Annotated in this window: 15 protein-coding genes; 6 read left to right on the plus strand and 9 right to left on the minus strand. The window is 68.3% G+C overall.

All coding sequences use genetic code 11. The annotated features are described in order from the left end of the window. A complete protein-coding gene (locus LZ009_RS01390) occupies positions 1-921 on the minus strand; it encodes a 2-hydroxyacid dehydrogenase (RefSeq protein ID WP_275696088.1) in 921 nt (306 codons plus the stop codon). Between the two features lie 73 nt (positions 922-994). On the opposite strand from LZ009_RS01390, the gene LZ009_RS01395 reads away from it, so the two are divergent. Then, on the plus strand, positions 995-2,059 hold the full coding sequence (locus tag LZ009_RS01395) for an alpha/beta fold hydrolase (protein ID WP_275696089.1): 1,065 nt from the start codon (positions 995-997) through the stop codon (positions 2,057-2,059). Positions 2,060-2,129: 70 nt separating this feature from the next. On the opposite strand, the gene LZ009_RS01400 is transcribed toward LZ009_RS01395, so the two are convergent. Genes LZ009_RS01400 through LZ009_RS01425 form a run of 6 tightly spaced genes read right to left on the minus strand, consistent with a single transcriptional unit; the run spans position 2,130 to position 9,220 of the window. Beyond that, on the minus strand, positions 2,130-4,121 hold the full coding sequence (locus tag LZ009_RS01400) for an acetyl/propionyl/methylcrotonyl-CoA carboxylase subunit alpha (protein WP_275696090.1): 1,992 nt from the start codon (positions 4,119-4,121) through the stop codon (positions 2,130-2,132). Further along, positions 4,122-4,760 carry a DUF4126 domain-containing protein gene (locus LZ009_RS01405; RefSeq protein WP_275696091.1) on the minus strand — a complete coding sequence of 213 codons (639 nt, stop codon included), beginning with the start codon at positions 4,758-4,760 and terminating at the stop codon, positions 4,122-4,124. It abuts the gene before it with no gap. Positions 4,761-4,770: 10 nt separating this feature from the next. Next, the gene (locus LZ009_RS01410; RefSeq protein ID WP_275696092.1) at positions 4,771-5,550 is read right to left on the minus strand and encodes an enoyl-CoA hydratase/isomerase family protein; all 780 of its coding nucleotides are present in this window, start codon (positions 5,548-5,550) and stop codon (positions 4,771-4,773) included. 16 nt (positions 5,551-5,566) lie between these two features. Then, positions 5,567-6,403 carry a hypothetical protein gene (locus LZ009_RS01415; RefSeq protein WP_275696093.1) on the minus strand — a complete coding sequence of 279 codons (837 nt, stop codon included), beginning with the start codon at positions 6,401-6,403 and terminating at the stop codon, positions 5,567-5,569. Positions 6,404-6,455: 52 nt separating this feature from the next. Continuing rightward, positions 6,456-7,592 carry an acyl-CoA dehydrogenase family protein gene (locus LZ009_RS01420; protein ID WP_275696094.1) on the minus strand — a complete coding sequence of 379 codons (1,137 nt, stop codon included), beginning with the start codon at positions 7,590-7,592 and terminating at the stop codon, positions 6,456-6,458. A gap of 5 nt (positions 7,593-7,597) precedes the next feature. Further along, entirely contained in the window at positions 7,598-9,220 is a 1,623-nt protein-coding gene (locus LZ009_RS01425; protein ID WP_275696095.1) for a carboxyl transferase domain-containing protein, read from the minus strand. A gap of 114 nt (positions 9,221-9,334) precedes the next feature. Between LZ009_RS01425 and LZ009_RS01430 the strand changes: the two genes are divergently transcribed. Further along, on the plus strand, positions 9,335-10,345 hold the full coding sequence (locus tag LZ009_RS01430; protein ID WP_275696096.1) for an AraC family transcriptional regulator: 1,011 nt from the start codon (positions 9,335-9,337) through the stop codon (positions 10,343-10,345). 107 nt (positions 10,346-10,452) lie between these two features. Then, positions 10,453-11,145, plus strand: a complete 693-nt coding sequence (locus LZ009_RS01435) for a beta/gamma-crystallin (protein WP_275696097.1) — start codon at positions 10,453-10,455, stop codon at positions 11,143-11,145. Between the two features lie 143 nt (positions 11,146-11,288). Here LZ009_RS01435 and LZ009_RS01440 read toward each other — a convergent pair whose 3' ends face one another. Together LZ009_RS01440 and LZ009_RS01445 are read right to left on the minus strand one after the other, a co-directional pair. Beyond that, positions 11,289-12,260, minus strand: a complete 972-nt coding sequence (locus tag LZ009_RS01440) for a Bug family tripartite tricarboxylate transporter substrate binding protein (protein ID WP_275696098.1) — start codon at positions 12,258-12,260, stop codon at positions 11,289-11,291. 36 nt (positions 12,261-12,296) lie between these two features. Further along, positions 12,297-13,439, minus strand: coding sequence for an alpha/beta hydrolase family protein (locus tag LZ009_RS01445; RefSeq protein ID WP_275696099.1), 1,143 nt, complete (start codon positions 13,437-13,439; stop codon positions 12,297-12,299). A 91-nt stretch (positions 13,440-13,530) separates the two neighbouring features. Here LZ009_RS01445 and LZ009_RS01450 point away from each other — a divergent pair, with 91 nt between their 5' ends. The 3 genes from LZ009_RS01450 to LZ009_RS01460 all read left to right on the plus strand — a co-directional run bounded on the left by LZ009_RS01450 (position 13,531) and on the right by LZ009_RS01460 (position 16,597). Next, on the plus strand, positions 13,531-14,265 hold the full coding sequence (locus LZ009_RS01450) for a TetR/AcrR family transcriptional regulator (RefSeq protein WP_275696100.1): 735 nt from the start codon (positions 13,531-13,533) through the stop codon (positions 14,263-14,265). A 126-nt stretch (positions 14,266-14,391) separates the two neighbouring features. Continuing rightward, positions 14,392-14,802 carry an Sbal_3080 family lipoprotein gene (locus LZ009_RS01455; RefSeq protein ID WP_275696101.1) on the plus strand — a complete coding sequence of 137 codons (411 nt, stop codon included), beginning with the start codon at positions 14,392-14,394 and terminating at the stop codon, positions 14,800-14,802. Positions 14,803-14,959: 157 nt separating this feature from the next. Further along, complete coding sequence (locus LZ009_RS01460) at positions 14,960-16,597, plus strand: ABC1 kinase family protein (protein WP_275696102.1); 1,638 nt, start codon at positions 14,960-14,962, stop codon at positions 16,595-16,597. The last annotated feature ends 14 nt before the right edge of the window (positions 16,598-16,611 follow it).

Below are 16,611 nucleotides of genomic sequence, written 5' to 3' on the forward strand. Positions count from 1 at the left end.
TCAGTATCCTTTCTTGCGATCAACCACACCGGCGATGGGCTCACCCCGCGAGAAAGCCCGCATCTTGCGGGCGATCTGGGCGATGCTTTCCTCGCGCAGCGTGCGGGCCGAGGTGTGCGGCGTGACCGTCACCTTCGGATGGGTCCAGAACCGGTGCTCGGGCGGCAGCGGCTCGGTGCGGAACACGTCCAGTGCCGCCCCGGCCAGGTGGCCCTCGTCGAGCAAGGCCAGCAGGTCGTCTTCCACCAGGTGCGCGCCGCGCGCCACGTTGATGACGTACGCCTGCGGCAGCAGCTGCGACAAGGTCGCGCGGTTCATGATGCCGCGCGTGTCCTCGGTCAGCGGCAAGAGGCACACCAGGATGCGCGTGCCGGCCAGGAACTGCCGGAAGCCTTCGTCGCCGGAAAAACACTCCACGCCCTCGACCTGCTTGGGGCTGCGGCTCCAGCCGCGCACGGGAAACTCGAACGACGCGACCGCCTGGGCCACCCGCTGCCCCAGCACGCCCAGGCCCATCACGCCCACCGGAAAGTCGGCGCGCAGCTTCGGCTTGCGGAAGCCCCACTTGGCCTGCGCTTCGTCGCGCTCGTAGGCATCGAGCTCGCGAAAGTGCCGGATCACCGCATGGCAGACGAACTCCGCCATCTGCACCGACATGCCGGCATCGTCGAGGCGCACGACGACGGCATCCGGCGGCAGCTTCAGCTTGAGCAGCGCGTCGACGCCGGCGCCGGTGTTGAAGATGCCTTTGAGTTGCTGTTGGTCATCGCAGAAGGCCTGCGGAGGCGACCACACCATGGCGTAGTCGGCCGGTGGCGCGCCCGGCTTCCATTCGGAGACTTCGGCCTCGGGCAAGGCGGCTTGCAGGCCCTCCACCCACGGGGCGACCTTGGTGTCGGAGCAGCAGACGGTGATGCGCATGGCCTTATTGTGCGGGAGGCTTGACGCCCGGGTGGCGCGCTGCCAAGCTGCCGCCCAAACCAAGGAGACAAGCATGCAGTGGACGACTTTCCTGCGCGGCTGCGCGGCCGCGCTGGCGCTGGCCGGCGCAACGCTGGCCCAGGCCGCCGACTATCCGGCGGCGAAGGAAGCGAACTGGGTAGCGCGCGCCTTCAAGCTGCAGTCCGGCCAGGTGATGCCCGAGCTGCGCATCCACTACCGCACCGTCGGCAACCCGGCGGGCGAACCGGTGCTGGTGCTGCACGGAACCACCGGCTCCGGCGCCAGCATGCTGACGCCGGGCTACGCGGGCGAGCTGTTCGGCGCCGGCCAGCCGCTGGACGCGGCGAAGTATTTCCTGATCCTGCCCGACGCCATCGGCACCGGCGGCTCGAGCAAGCCCTCCGACGGCCAGCGCATGGCTTTCCCGAAGTACAGCTACGACGACATGGTCGACGCGCAGTACCGGCTGGTGAGCGAAGGCCTGGGCATCAAGCACCTGCGCATGGTCACCGGCAACTCCATGGGCGGCATGCACACGTGGATCTGGGCGCAGCGCTATCCCGGCTTCATGGACATCGCGGTGCCGATGGCGGCGACGCCCACGCAGATGTCCGGCCGCAACTGGATGCTGCGCCGCCTGCTGGTGGAAAGCATCAAGAACGACCCGGCCTGGAACAACGGCAACTACACGCAGCAGCCCGGTAGCCTGCGCCTGGCCTCGGTGTTCTTCGGCACCGCCACCAGCGGCGGCAACCACTCCTACTTCAAGGCCGGGCCCACGCGCGAGCAGGCCGACAAGGCGCTCGATGCACGGCTGAAGGCCGACTTCGCCGGCGACGCCAACGACCACATCTACCAGTGGGAGTCCTCGCGCGACTACAACCCGTCGGTGGGGCTGGAGAAGATCACAGCGACGCTGGTGGCGATCAACGCCGCCGACGACGAGCGCAACCCGCCCGAGCTGGGCGTCATGGACCGCGAGATCAAGCGCGTGAAGAACGGGCGGGTCTACCTGATTCCGGCAAGCGAGCAGACGCTGGGGCATGGGACGACGGGGCAGGCGCGGTTCTACAAGCCGCAGCTGGAAGAGGTGTTGCGGACGGCGCCGCGGTTGTAAGTACGTCATTCCCGCGCAGGCGGGAACCCAGGGCGCCCTGGGTCCCCGCCTGCGCGGGGATGACGGCAGATCAAGCCGCCAGCTTCAACAACTCCGCCCCCTCCGCCACCTGGTCCCCCGGCGCGAACAACAGTTCCGCCACCGTTCCGTCCGCCGGCGCGGCGATGGTGTGCTCCATCTTCATCGCCTCCATCACCGCCAGCGCCTGGCCCTTGCTGACCTTGTCGCCGGCCTTGACGGAGAAGGAGACCACCTTGCCCGGCATGGGCGCGGTGAGGCGGCCGCCTTCCGCGGCCTGGTCGCCGGCGTGGGCCAGCAGGTCGATCGACACGATCTGGGCCGCGCCCGCCTGGGTGAACACGTGGTCGGTTTCACCCTGCGTGTAGACGATGGCCCGCGTGCGCTGGCCGCCCGCCTGCAGCTCGATCGCATCGCCGCTCGCCCGGAACGACAAGGGCAGGGACGCGGCGCCGTTCACCGCCAGCACCAGCGCGCCGTCGTGCAGGTAACGCAGTTCCGCCTTGGTGTGCTGGCCGCCGAAGTCGAACTCGAAGCGGCGCACGCCGGTGCCGTGCGAGCGCCAGCCGTCGCGCCGGCTGAACGGGTCGTCACCGGCCAGCGCGCGCTCGTCCAGCAAGGTCCGCGCGACCGCCGCCGCCGCCGCCAGCTCGAAGCCGATCGGCTGCTGGTTGAAGAGCGCGGCCGCCTCGCGCGGGATCAGCGCGGTGTCCAGGTCGGCCTGCGCGAACGAGCGGCTCTTCACCACGTGGCGCAGGAACTGCACGTTGGTGGCCAGGCCGACGATGTGCGTCGCGGCCAGCGCCTCGTCCAGCCGCGCCAGCGCTTCCTCGCGCGTCGCGCCATGCACGATCAGCTTGGCGATCATCGAGTCATAGTACGGCGAGATCGCATCGCCCTCGCGCACGCCGTCGTCGATGCGCACCGTGCCGCGCTCGAAGGCCGTGGCCGCCGGCTTGCGATAGACGTACAAGGTGCCGGTCGCCGGCAGGAAGTTGTTGTCCGGGTTCTCGGCGCAGATGCGGGCTTCGATCGCGTGGCCGTGGATGCGCAGGTCCTCCTGCCGCAGCGGCAGCGGCTGGCCCGACGCCACGCGCAATTGCCATTCGACGAGATCCAGCCCCGTGATCGCCTCCGTCACCGGATGCTCCACCTGCAGGCGGGTGTTCATCTCCATGAAGAAGAAGTTCATCTCCGCGCCGCGCTGCTCCACGATGAACTCCACCGTGCCGGCGCCCACATAGTTCACCGCGCGCGCCGCCGCCACCGCCGCCTCGCCCATGCGCTTGCGCAGCGCATCGGTCATGCCGGGCGCCGGCGCTTCTTCCAGCACCTTCTGGTGGCGCCGCTGCACCGAGCAGTCGCGCTCGAACAGCCAGACGTAGTTGCCGTGCGCATCGCCGAAGACCTGGATCTCGATGTGGCGCGGCCGGGTGACGTACTTCTCCACCAGCACGGCCTCGTCGCCGAAGCTGTTGCGCGCCTCGCGCTGGCACGACGCGAGCGCCGCGGCGAAGTCCTCCGCCTTGTCCACCGCGCGCATGCCCTTGCCGCCGCCGCCCGCGCTGGCCTTGATCAATACGGGATAGCCGATGCGGTCCGCTTCGCGCTGCAGCAGCGCCGGATCCTGCGCGGCGCCGTGGTAGCCCGGCACCAGCGGCACGCCGGCCTTTTCCATCAACTGCTTCGACTCCGCCTTCAGGCCCATCGCCTGGATGGCCGAAGCGGGCGGGCCGATGAAGACCAGGCCCGCCTGCGCGCAGGCATCGGCGAAAGCCTCGTTCTCGCTCAGGAAACCGTAGCCGGGATGGATGGCCTCGGCACCGGTCGCCTTGGCCGCCGCGATGATCCGCTCCCACTGCAGGTAGCTGTCCTTGGGCGCGCTGCCGCCGATGTGCACGGCTTCGTCGCAGGCGGCGACGTGCTTGGCATCTGCGTCTGCATCCGAGTACACGGCGACGGTGCGGACGGCCATGCGGCGCGCGGTCGCCGCGACGCGGCAGGCGATCTCGCCGCGGTTGGCAATGAGAATCTTCTTGAACATTTATGGGGTTCCTTGGGGAAGTCCGTCACCGGAGAGGAAGCGCTTGAGGCCGCGCAGCACCGTGCGCAGGAACTGCACCAGCACCAGCATCAGCAGGACCGCGGCGACGATGGAGATCACCAGCACGACCGCGAACCACACGGGATGCGTCGCGGCCAGCCACAGCATGAAGACGGTGAAGCCGTCCTCCAGCAAAGACAGGCCGATGTTGGAGAAGGGTTCCGGCGAGGTGTTCGCCGCGGCGCGCGCGGTGAGCTTGGTCGCATGGCTGGTCGCGGCCAGCGTGCCGCCGAGGATCGCCGCGATCCAGCCGGCGGCCGGACCGTCGGCGCCCAGTGCGCCGGCGGCCAGAGCGGCGCCCGCGGGAATGCGGATGAAGGTGTGGATCGTGTCCCAGACCGTGTCGACGAAGGGAATCTTGTCGGCGAAGAACTCGATGAAGCACATGAAGCCGCTGGCGGCCAGCACGCCCGGGTGCTCCAGCACGTGCAGGCCTTCGGGCAGGCCCACCCAGCCCATGTAGCCGGCCGCGCCGACCAGGAAGACGGCCGCGTACAGGCGGATGCCGCTGACCCAGCCGAGCGCCGCTGCCAGCGCGAGCAGCTGCGGGGTTCCCACGAGGTTGCCGATGGTGTCCATGGGCGTTGGATCAGGCTTGCGGCAGCCAGTTCGGCTTGCGCTTCTGCAGGAAGGACTGCACGCCCTCGCGGCCTTCCGGCGTGGCGCGGATGTCGGCGATGCCGGCCACCGTCATCGCGATGAGCTCCGGCGTGATCTCGCGGTCGGCCACGTCCTGCACCAGCTTCTTGCTGGCGCGCACGGCCGCCGGCCCGCAGGCTGCCAGCGCATTGGCGATCTCGCTCACCTTGGCGTCGAGGTGGCCGCTGGTCACCACTTCATGCACGAAGCCCATCCGGTGCGCTTCGGCCGCCGTGAAGCGCTCGGCCGACAGGAAGTAGCGATGCGCCGCCCGCGCGCCCATCGCGCGGATCACGTACGGGCTGATGGTCGCCGGGATCAGGCCCAGGCGCGTCTCGCTCAGGCAGAAGTGCGCGGTGTCCATGGCCACCGCGATGTCGCACGCTGCCACCAGCCCCGTGCCGCCCGCGTACACGTCGCCCTGGATCTTGGCGATGGTGGGCTTGGGGCACGCGTAAACCGTGCGCAGCATCTCGGCCAGCGCGCCGGCGTCCGCGAGGTTTTCCTCGCGGGTGTAGTCGGCCATGCGCTTCATCCAGTTCAGGTCGGCGCCGGCGCAGAAGGCCGGGCCCTTGGCCGCCAGCACGATGCAGCGCACGTCCTCGCGCCCGCCCAGGTCGCGGAAGGCCTGGGTGATCATGGGGATCAGTTCGTCGTTGAAGGCGTTGCGCACTTCGGCACGATCGAGCGTGAGGGTGGCGATGGGGCCGGCGGCATCGGTTTGCAGCATGGGGTTCTCCTAGGGACTACTTGCCCCAGACGACCGCGCCGTTGACGGCGTAGAGCTTGCACGCCATCTTGGCCGCGCGCTCGCAGCCTTGCAGGGCCCGTTCGGTGGGATCGGTGGGCAGCGCCGGATCCTTGGGCTTGAGGCCCGAGGCCGACCAGAAGTAGCCGTTGCTGGCCAGCGCGAAGGCCTTGGGCGTGGGCCAGGTGAGGTAACGGCGGTACTCTTCCCGGCCGCGGTCGCTCAGGTAGGGAACGGCGTCGATGTCGTCGATGGCCGCATAGCCGCTGGCGAAACGTGGCGGCGGCGGCGCGAGCGGCGCCGCGGGCGCCTCGGCCGCCAACGGCGCGCGCGGTGCGGCCGGCGCCAGGGGCGGTGCCATCACCGGCATGGCATTGCGCGCCACCACCCCCTTCAGGTCGACGACGCCGCGCGAATGGCCGATGTGGCATTCGTAGACCTCGCGGCTGTCCAGCACCACGTTGTTGTAGTTGCTGACGATGCCGACCACGGCGGTGCCGCTTTGCTGGCGGGCCTTCTGCTGCAGGTCGACCAGCGCTTTGCGGAAGGCATCGAGGCACACCACTTCGTCGGCGCGGCGCTGGCGGCTGCCGCCGGTGGCGGGATTGCCGCCACCGAAGGGATCGGCCACCGCGTGCGCCAGCACGAAGCCGGCGTCGCCGGCCTGGTTGGACGCCGCGCCGAAGCGCAGCGCGATGTCGGGGGCGAGCATGGCGCGCGTGCCGTTGCTTCGCATGGCCGCGTCGATCGGCAGCAGCAGGCGGTCGTTGCGTGCCGTGGCCGCCGCGCAGGCCGCGGCCAGCAAGGCGCCCAGGAACAGACGGTTGAAGTGCATGGATCCTCCTCGTTGTGGTCAGGCGGTTTTCATTCTCCCGGGAATCCCGGTTTCAGTACCGCTTGGCCACCTCCTCCAGCATCACTTCCGTTGCGCCGCCGCCAATGGCCAGCACGCGGGCGTCGCGCCACAGCCGCTCCACCGCCGTCTCGCGAATGAACCCCATCCCGCCATGGAACTGCTGGCAAGTCGCGACAACTTCGTTCACCAGTTCGCCGGTCAGCGCCTTGAGCATGGAGACTTCCTGCACGATGTCGTGGCCCTGCGTCACGCTCCAGGCGCAGTGGTACATGAACTGGCGCGCCGCGCGCGTCTTGGCATCCAGCATCGAGAAGCGCTGGCGGATCGCCTGCTGGTCCCACAGCACGCCGCCGAAGGCCTGGCGCTGCCGCACGTAGTCCAGCGTGTGGCGCAGCGCCTGTTGGCAGTGGCCGACGGCCATGGCGGCCAGCGCGATGCGCTCGGTCTGGAAGTTCTTCATCACCGAGTAGAAGCCCTTGCCTTCCTCGCCCAGCAGGTTGGCGGCCGGCACGCGCACGTTGTCGAACACCAGTTCGGCGGTGTCGGAGCTGAGCCAGCCGGTCTTCTTCAGGGCGCGGCCCACGCTGAAGCCGGGCGTGCCCTTCTCCACGATGAACATAGAGACCTCGCGCTTGCCCGGCCCGGTCTTGGCCGCGACGAAGTACAGGTCGGCATGCACGCCGTTGGTGATGAACATCTTGGTGCCGTTCAGCACCCAATGATCCCCATCCTTCTTCGCCGTCGTGCGGATGCCCGCCACGTCGGAGCCGGCGCCCGGCTCGGTGATGGCGACGGCGGTGATCTTCTCGCCGGCCGTCACCTGGCGCAGGTACTTGTCCTTCTGCGCCGCATTGCCCGCGTGGTGCAGGTGCGGGCCCGCCATGTCGGTGTGGACCAGCACGGTGATGATGAAGCCGCCGAAGGTCGATTGCGACAGGGCCTCGGCGAACACCAGGTTGGTCAGCGCATCGGCGCCGCCGCCGCCGTGGTCCGGCTCGAACATCAGGCCCAGCATGCCGGCGGCACCCATGCGCCGCAGCACCTCGCGCGGCACCATGCCCTGCTCTTCCCAGGCCTGCGCATGCGGCTCGACCTCTTTCGCGATGAAGCGCGCGACCTGGTCGCGCAGCAGTTCGTGTTCCGGCAGGTCGTAGATGGTCGGCTGCATGGCCGTCACATCCGGAACACGCCGAACTTCGGCTCGCCGATCGGCGCGTTCATGGAGGCGGACAGGCCCAGCGCCAGCACGCGGCGCGTGTCGGCCGGATCGATCACGCCGTCGTCCCAGAGCCGCGCGCTGGAGTAATAAGGATGCGACTGGAAGGCGAACTGGTCCAGCAGCGGCTGCTTGAACGCGGCTTCCTCTTCCGCGCTCCACTTGCCGCCGCGAGACTCGATGCCGTCGCGCTTGACCGTGGCCAGCACGCTGGCGGCCTGCTCGCCGCCCATCACTGAGATGCGCGCGTTGGGCCACATCCACAGGAAGCGCGGCGAATAGGCGCGGCCGCACATGCCGTAGTTGCCGGCGCCGAAGCTGCCGCCGATGATGATGGTGAACTTGGGCACGCTGGCTGTGGCCACCGCCGTCACCAGCTTGGCGCCGTGGCGCGCGATGCCCTCGGCCTCGTACTTGCGCCCCACCATGAAGCCGGTGATGTTCTGCAGGAACACCAGCGGCACCTTGCGCTGGCAGCACAGCTCGATGAAGTGCGCGCCCTTCTGCGCCGACTCGGAAAACAGGATGCCGTTGTTGGCGATGATGCCCACCGGCATGCCTTCGATGTGGGCGAAGCCGCACACCAGCGTGGCGCCGTAGCGCGCCTTGAACTCATGGAACTCGGAGCCGTCGACGATGCGGGCGATGATCTCCCGCACGTCGAAGGGCTTGCGCGCGTCGGTCGGGATCACGCCGTACAGCTCCTTGCGGTCGAACTTCGGCGCGACCGGCTTGCGCAGTTCCACCGGCGCCTCCTTGGCGCGGTTCAGCGTGGCCACGGCCTGGCGGGCCAGCGCCAGCGCGTGCTCGTCGTTCATCGCCAGGTGGTCGGCCACGCCGGACAGGCGCGTGTGCACGTCGCCGCCGCCCAGGTCCTCGGCGCTCACCACTTCGCCCGTCGCGGCCTTCACCAGCGGCGGGCCGCCCAGGAAGATGGTGCCTTGCTCCTTGACGATGATGGTCTCGTCGCTCATCGCCGGCACGTAGGCGCCGCCGGCGGTGCAGGAGCCCATCACCACCGCGATCTGCGCGATGCCTTGCGCGGAGAGGTTGGCCTGGTTGTAGAAGATGCGGCCGAAGTGCTCGCGGTCCGGGAACACCTCGTCCTGGTTCGGCAGGTTGGCGCCGCCGGAGTCGACCAGGTAGACGCAGGGCAGGCGGTTCTGTGCAGCGATCTCCTGCGCCCGCAGGTGCTTCTTCACCGTCATCGGGTAGTAGGTGCCGCCCTTCACGGTGGCGTCGTTGCAGACGATCATGCAGTCGACGCCGCTCACCCGGCCGATGCCCGCGATCATGCCGGCGCAAGGTGCGGCCATCACGCCGTCCTTCTCGAGGTACATGCCGTGGCCGGCCAGCGGCGCGATCTCGAGGAAAGGCGTGCCCGGGTCCAGCAGCATCTGCACGCGCTCGCGCGGCGGCAGCTTGCCGCGCGCTTCGTGCTTCTTGCGCGCCGCTTCGCCACCGCCGGCGGCATGCAGCGCCACTTGCGCTTCCAGGTCACGCACGAGTTCCTGCATGACGGCCGCATTGGCCTGGAAGTCGGCGGAGCGGGGATTCAGTTGCGATTCGAGTACCGACACGGAGTCTCCTGGGTCTTCGCGCCCACGATAGCGCTTTGCGCCCGAGCATAGTGATCCCGGCCCTGCAAGACCCGCCGCCCCGGTTGCAAATCCTGCCAGGCCTATACTTGGCCCATGTCCTCCTCCGCGGTCACCCCGATGGCCTTTGCCCGCGCCATTGCCGCTGCCTACAAGCGGCACGGCGTGGCGCCGGAGGGTGCGCTGAAGGCGGCACAGATCACGCCAGCACAGCTGAACCGCCCGGACGTGCGCATGACCGCCCGCCAGATGGAGCAGCTCTCCGCCACGGCCATGCGCGAACTCGACGACGAGGGCCTGGGCGCTTTCCGCCGCAAGTTGCCCTGGGGCAGCTACGGCATGCTGGCGCGCGCATCGCTGTCGGCGCCCGACCTCGGCACGGCCCTCAAGCGCTGGTGCCGCCACCACGCGCTGCTCACGGACGACGTGCGCCTGTCCCTGGACGTGGCCGGCAGCGTGGCGACGCTCACGCTGGAGGAAGCGCAGCCCCTGCCGGCCGCGGCCCGCGAACTCAGCATCGCCTTCCTGCTGCGCAACGTGCATGGCCTCGCCTGCTGGTACGTCGACTCACGCATCCCGCTGCAGGAGGCGCGCTTCCCCTTCCCGGCCCCGCCGCATGCCGACGCCTACGCGCACATGTTCCCCGGCCCGCTGCGCTTCGACGCCCCGCAGGCGGCGCTGCGTTTCGACGCCCGCTACCTGAAGCTGCCGCTGCGGCGCGACGAGAAAGCGCTCGCGCAGATGCTGCAGCGCGCGCTGTCGATCACCGTGCTGCCCTATCGCCGGGACCGCCTGCTGGTGCCGCAGGTGCGCCAGGCGCTGGCCGCGCACCCCGAGCGCAGCCACAGCGCCGAGGCGCTGGCCGGACTGCTGAACGTGTCGTCGCGCACCTTGCACCGCCAGTTGAAGGAAGAGGGCGCGAGCCTGCAGCAGCTGAAAGACGAAGTGCGCATGGAACGCGCGAAGGACTTGCTCTATCGCACGAAGAAGCCGGTGAAGCAGGTGGCGGCGGAGGTGGGGTTCCGCAACGAGAAGAGTTTCGCGCGCGCGTTCAAGGGCTGGGCGGGGGTGGCGCCGGGGGAATTCAGGGAGCAGGCGGCGGCTTAGGCCAGCTTGTTGACTGACATAGCTCAACGGTAGGGGACTACAGGGTCCGAGGTGTTCACTGACGATGCTGTCCTGCACGTCATCGAAGGCGTCAACCCGGAGACACAATGAAATTCGCCACCAAGACGGCTCTTGCCGTCTGCACACTGATCCTGGGCTCGCAAGCCATGGCCCAGGTCGTCATGTACGAACGCGAGGGCTTTCGCGGCCGCTCCGTGGTCATCGACAAGGAAATGCGCAACCTGGATCGCCGCGGGCTCGGCGACCAGGCGAACTCGATCGTGGTGGAGCGCGGCCGCTGGGAGGTTTGCGAGGAACCGCGCTTCGAGGGCCGTTGCGCCATGCTGCGCCAAGGCAATTACCCCAGCCTGAAAGCCGCCGGGCTCGATGGGAAGATCTCCTCCGTTCGCAAGGCGAGCGACAAGCGCAGGTACGACAACGAGCCGCAAGCGGCGGCGGGCGACGACTACCAATACCGGCGCCGCGGCAACGATCGCACGAGCGAGGTGCCGGTGACCGGGGTGCGCGCCATCATGGGCCCGCCGAACCAGCGCTGCTGGGTGGAGCGCCAGGCCGCGCCCGCGCCGGTGGATCCCGCCGCCGCGCTGATCGCAGGCATCCTGGGTTACCAGGTCGGCGCCGCGCCGCAGGACGTGCAGCGTTGCAGCACCGTGCAAGGCCCTCCTGCCTACTACGAAGTGACCTACAACTACCGCGGCTCGCCCCGCACGGTGCAGATGGCCGCGCCGCCGCCTAACAACAAGGTGGTTGTGAACCAGCGCGGCGAGCCGCGGATGTAAGCTGGCGCGCTGCGACTGGAAATCAGAGAAGGCGGGCGAAAGCCCGCTTTCTCATTTGGTCAGTCTCCAATTTCTGCTCAGGCTTGGGCCCTCGGCGCAGCGCGACTTGGGTGGGCGCCTTGTGTGCCCACTGGCTGCATCCGTCACTCAGCCTTGATGTTCTTCGCCTTGATCAACGCGCTCCAGCGCGCCTGGTCCCGCTTCACCTGCGCGGCAAGTTCTTCAGGCGTCGAAGACGTCGTCTCGGCGAAGGCGGCGCGGACGCGTTCCTGCACCTCCGGGTCCTGGCTGGCCTTGACGATCTCCTGGTTCAGGCGCGCCACGATGTCGCGCGGGGTCGCGGCGGGCGCCCAGATGCCGTGGAAACCGATGATGCCCTTCGTTCCGGGAACGGACTCCGAGAGCAGGGGGATGTCCGGCGTGGCCGGGTGGCGCTTCGTGCCGAGATAGGCAAGGCCCTTCACGCGGCCGTCCCGGATGAAGGGAATAGCGGTGTTGGGCGGTTCGATCACCATCGGGATGGAGCCGCCCGCGACTTCGACGAGCGCGCCACCGCGATACGGAACATGGACCATGTTGAGTTTCTCCTCGTCGAGGATCAGCTCCATCATCAGGTGCGGAAATCCGCCGATACCGTACGAGGCATAGGAATATTTGCCCGGGTTCGCGCGCACGAGCTGGATCAGCTCGCGCATGTTGTTCGCCGGGAAATCCTTGCCCACCACCACGTACAGGCCCGCGAGCGCCGTCATGGAGACCGGCGCGAAATCCTTGTCCACGTCGAAGGGCAGCCTGGCGTAGACGTAGGGGTTCGTGACGAAGGAATTCGAGATCGCGTAGAGCAGCGTGTAGCCGTCGGCCGGAGCCTTGGCCACGAAGTCCTGCGCGATGTTTCCCGCTGCACCGGCGCGGTTCTCGACGACCACGGGCTGGCCGAGTGTCTTCGAGAGCTTGTCGGCATAGACGCGCGCGATGACGTCGACCGCGAGCCCCGCGGGCAGGCCGACGATGATCTTGATGGGCCGGCTGGGCCACGCCTGCGCGAACGCACCTGCCGTGGCCACAGCGAGGATGGCGCCTGCCAGGATGGGGCGCAGCGAACTGGTGATCGTCATGGTTGTCTCCTCTGTCGGGGTGGATGCTCGATGACCCTAGGCCGCCATCGCGTCGACGATCCAGGGCATGATGATCTGCTGCTTGATCCGCTCGTCGTTCCACTCGGCGGAGCGCGCGAGGTGGATGCCTTCCGGGTTGATCCAGGCGGACTTGGGGGTTCCGTGCTGGAGCAGCAGCATGGTGTCGGAGGCGGGGACCAGGCTGTCCTTCAGCCCATTGACGATCAGCATTCGCTGGGGCGTGGGCTTGTCGACCAGGCCCATGGTAACGATCGACAGTTCCTGCTGGCGCTCCACCAGTTCGGCGAGCGAAGACCAGCCTGATTGCGCGAGCAAAGCCGCAGGCAGGCCGAACAGGTATTCCTTCGATGACAGCGCGCCCCGGATCTGCCGCGGCGCCCATGCGGCGTCGAGCGGTCCCGCCCAGTTCACGGCGAGCTTCAGCCGCTTCGGCTCGGCGAAGGCGAACCGCGTGGCCCAGTAGCCGCCCATGCTCACCCCCTGCAATCCGATGCGCGACGCGTCAACGTCCTTGCGAGTGAGCAGGTAGTCGATGACCGCGGAGTAGGCCTTCTCGACGCCCGGCCGCGGGAGCAGCTTCGTCTCGCCGGTGTTCGGCGCATCCAGCCCGACCCAGCCGATCTTGTGCTTCATGTACACCGGCCCGTACCGCTCGGCCACGTACTCCTTGAAGCTGTCCAGGCCTCCCAGCGACAGCATGACAGGCGCCGGACCGTCGATGCTCGGCAACTGCAGCAGGATCGGGATCACGCCGCCTTCGAAGCGCACCTCGATGCGCTCGATGGGCTGCGCCTGCAGCCGCCCATAGCGGGCGAACGCGTCGAGGCCCACCTGGAGCGACTTGCGCTTTTCGGGGGACGTTGCCGACGGCCACGCACCGAAGCTGCCGTAGCGCCAGGCCATGATGAAGGCGTCGGCTGCGGCCTTGCGATCCGTGGCTTCCAGCGCCTGGCCGCGCTCGAACCACTCTCGCGCCATCGCGGACCACGACCGGCCCCACGCGTCGTCGTCCAGGCTGTCGATGCGCCCGAGGATGATGCGCACGTCCTCGCCGCGCGCGCCGGTCATCGGATAGACCTGGGCGTCGGTGCGGCGCTGCACTTCGGTTCTCAGTTCTTCCCAGGTGCGGGGCGGGGCGATCGTGATGTCTTCGGTCATCGTCTGGTCTCCAGGTCGGAAAGGATGTCGCACGAGTTAAAACGGTTTTAAGAATACACTCCGCTTCGATCGAAGTCAAAACGTTTTTAAGATGGCCACTTCGCGGCGCCGGGCAACCCCCGCAGCCCCCACTTCTTCGTACGGCGACAGCGGCCGGCGCCTGGTGCAGGCTGCCCGCGAGCTGGTGGCCGAACGCGGCCTCTCCGGACTCAAGGTCGTCGACGTAGCCTCCCGCGCGGGCGCAAACGTCGCCCTGATCAACTACCACTTCGGGGGACGGGACGGACTTCTCGACGAGGTGATTCGCGGCATGGCGGCGCAGATTGCCGGCGAGCGTCTGGACCGGCTCTCGCTGCTGCTGGCGACCGAGTCCTCGCCCGACCCGCGCGAGGTGTTGCGCTGCTGGATCCAGCCCTGGATCGAGAACGTCCAGCGACCGCACAACCGCGAAGTCATGCAGATGATGCTGCACCTGATGTTCGCCGCGGACGTCGACCGCAAGCGCAAGGAGCATGTGCTGGAGGAGTCCGTCAAGGTCACCGCCTTGTACCTGGATGCGCTGTCGAACTGCTACCCCACTCTCCCCCGTGACAAGATGATGTGGCGCATGCTCTGCGCCATCGGTGCCAGCTACCTGGTGCTGGGACAGGGCGCTCCGGTCGGATGGAACACCCTGGCGGGCGTCGAGGCCCGACCGTCTCCACCCAGGAGTGAGGACGGAGCCGAGGAACTGGTGACCTTCATCCTCGCGGGCTTCGCAGCGCCGGCGCAGGGTGCGAGCACGAAGCAACCACGTCGCAGGAAGATTTCCCCAGAGCAGCATTGAGTAGCGCGACGAGTGCAATCCCTCCGCGCAACGCCAACGCTATAGTTGCCACGGGCGCAATGCCCGCTGAACAACAACGAACGAGGGATTCCAAAAATGCGAGCAACGAAAGTTCTCGGCGCAGCCGTGTGCGCCACACTGGTCCTGGGCGGCTGCGCCATCCACCAGACCGTGAAGCCGGTGGCGAAGCTGGAGGGCCGGCAGGTGTGCGTGATCGAAAGTCCGGCCGTGCGCGCTGGTTTCATCGAGGCGTACAAGCGATCGCTGGCGACCAAGGGCTACACCGTGCGCCAGTTGCCCGCTTCCGCATCAATCACCGAATGCCCCACCACCTCGACCTACAGCGCGAACTGGCGTTGGGACCTGGCCATGTACATGGCCTTTGCGGAGATCAAGGTGTACAGCAACGGCCAGCTCGCCGGGCAGGCCCAGTACGACTCGCTGCGTGGCGGCGCCAACATGAACAAGTTCATCGACGCCGACCGCAAGATCGACGAACTGGTGAACCAGCTGTTCCCCGGCGGGGCGGGTAGCTGACCCGGCCATCCTGCGCGCGGGACGGATCGGGTCCCGCGCTCAGGATGAGCTGACCCAGCCGACGTGCCACATTCCGACACACGGACGGGCAACGGGACGATAAGTTTGCGGCTCTGGCATAGGGACACTCAGGCTCTCGACTGAACTTCCCGGCCGCATGACAACCAGTATCGATCACCTGCAGCGCTGGCGGCAAATCGCCCGCCTGATGTGGAAGCACGGACGTGCGGTTCGCGCCGGCGATGGCCCGGCCGGCGAGACTGCAGAGCAAAGCGCCGAGCAGCTGGCCGACGACCTCGAAGCCATGGGGCCGGCCTACGTCAAGCTGGGCCAGGTTCTCTCGAGCCGGCCCGACCTGCTGCCCGCCGGCTACGTCAAGGCGCTTTCGCGCCTGCAGGACGACGTGAAGCCCTTCGCGTTCGACGAGGTCCGTGCGATCGTCGAGGAGGAGCTCGGCGCCCGCATCTCCAAGGCCTTCCAGTCCTTCGAGCCGGAGCCCATCGCGGCTGCCTCGCTGGGCCAGGTGCACGCCGCGACGCTGCGCGACGGCACGCCCGTGGTCGTGAAAGTGCAGCGGCCCGGCGTAGCGAAGCAGGTGGCGGACGAGTTCGACGTGCTGACGCAGATCGCGCACTTCCTCGACGCCCACACCGACGTCGGCCGCCGCCACCGCCTGCGGCTGATGCTGGAAGAGTTCCGCGTGTCGATCCAGGAGGAGCTGGACTACGAGCGGGAGGCCCAGAACCTGGTCGCGGTCGGCCGCAGCCTGCGCGAGTTCGAGCGCCTGGCCGTGCCGCAGCCGGTCCCCGACTACTGCACGAAGCGCGTGCTGACGATGGAGCGCGTGCACGGCACCAAGATCACCAAGCTCTCGGGTTTCTCGCGGCTGGAGGTCGATGGCACCGCCCTGCTGGACGAGCTGTTCCACGCGTACCTGAAGCAGGTGCTGGTGGACGGCCTGTTCCATGCCGACCCGCACCCCGGCAACGTATTCATCACCGACAACGGGCGCCTGGCGCTGCTCGACCTGGGCATGGTGGGCCGAACGACGCCGGACATGCAGGAGCAGTTGCTCAAGATTTTGTTGGCCGTGAGCGATGGGCGCAGCGAGAAGGCAGCCGAATCGCTGATCCAGGTGAGCGAGAAGACCGAGGAGGCCGACGCCGCGGACTTCCGCCGCCGCCTGGGAATCCTGGTCGCGCGCGAGCAGGGCCGCGGCCTGAAGGATGTGAACATCGGCCAGACGCTGCTGGACATCAGCACCGTCGCCGCGGATTGCGGCTTCTTCGTGCCCAGCGAGCTGGCGCTGCTGGCCAAGACGCTGCTGCAGCTGGACGAGATCGGCCGCGTGCTCGACCCGCAGTTCGACCCCAATGCGGCGGTCCGCCGGCATGCGGGGAAGCTCCTGTCCACGCGCATGAAGCGCGAGGCCACCGAAGGGAGCTTCCTCACGGCGGCGATGGAGTTCAAGAGCTTTGCCGCGGGACTGCCCGGCCGCGTGAACCGCATCATGGACGCCGTGGCGGACAAGGAGCTGGAGATCAAGGTCCGCGCACCGGACGCGACCGGCATGATCGAAGGCATGCAGAAGATCGCCAACCGCGTCACCACCGGCCTCGTCCTCGCGGCGCTGATCATCGGCGCGGCGCTGCTGATGCGCGTCGACACCGACTTCCGCCTGCTCGGCTACCCCGGCCTGGCGATCGTCTGCTTCATCGGCGCCACGCTCGGCGGCGTGTTCCTGCTCGTGAACATCTACCTGCAGGACCGCTCGTACGGCAGGAGCCGAAGTTAGCCGCACCCTGCACG

The organism is Ramlibacter paludis (assembly GCF_022012305.1).
Lineage (GTDB): Bacteria > Pseudomonadota > Gammaproteobacteria > Burkholderiales > Burkholderiaceae_C > Ramlibacter > Ramlibacter paludis.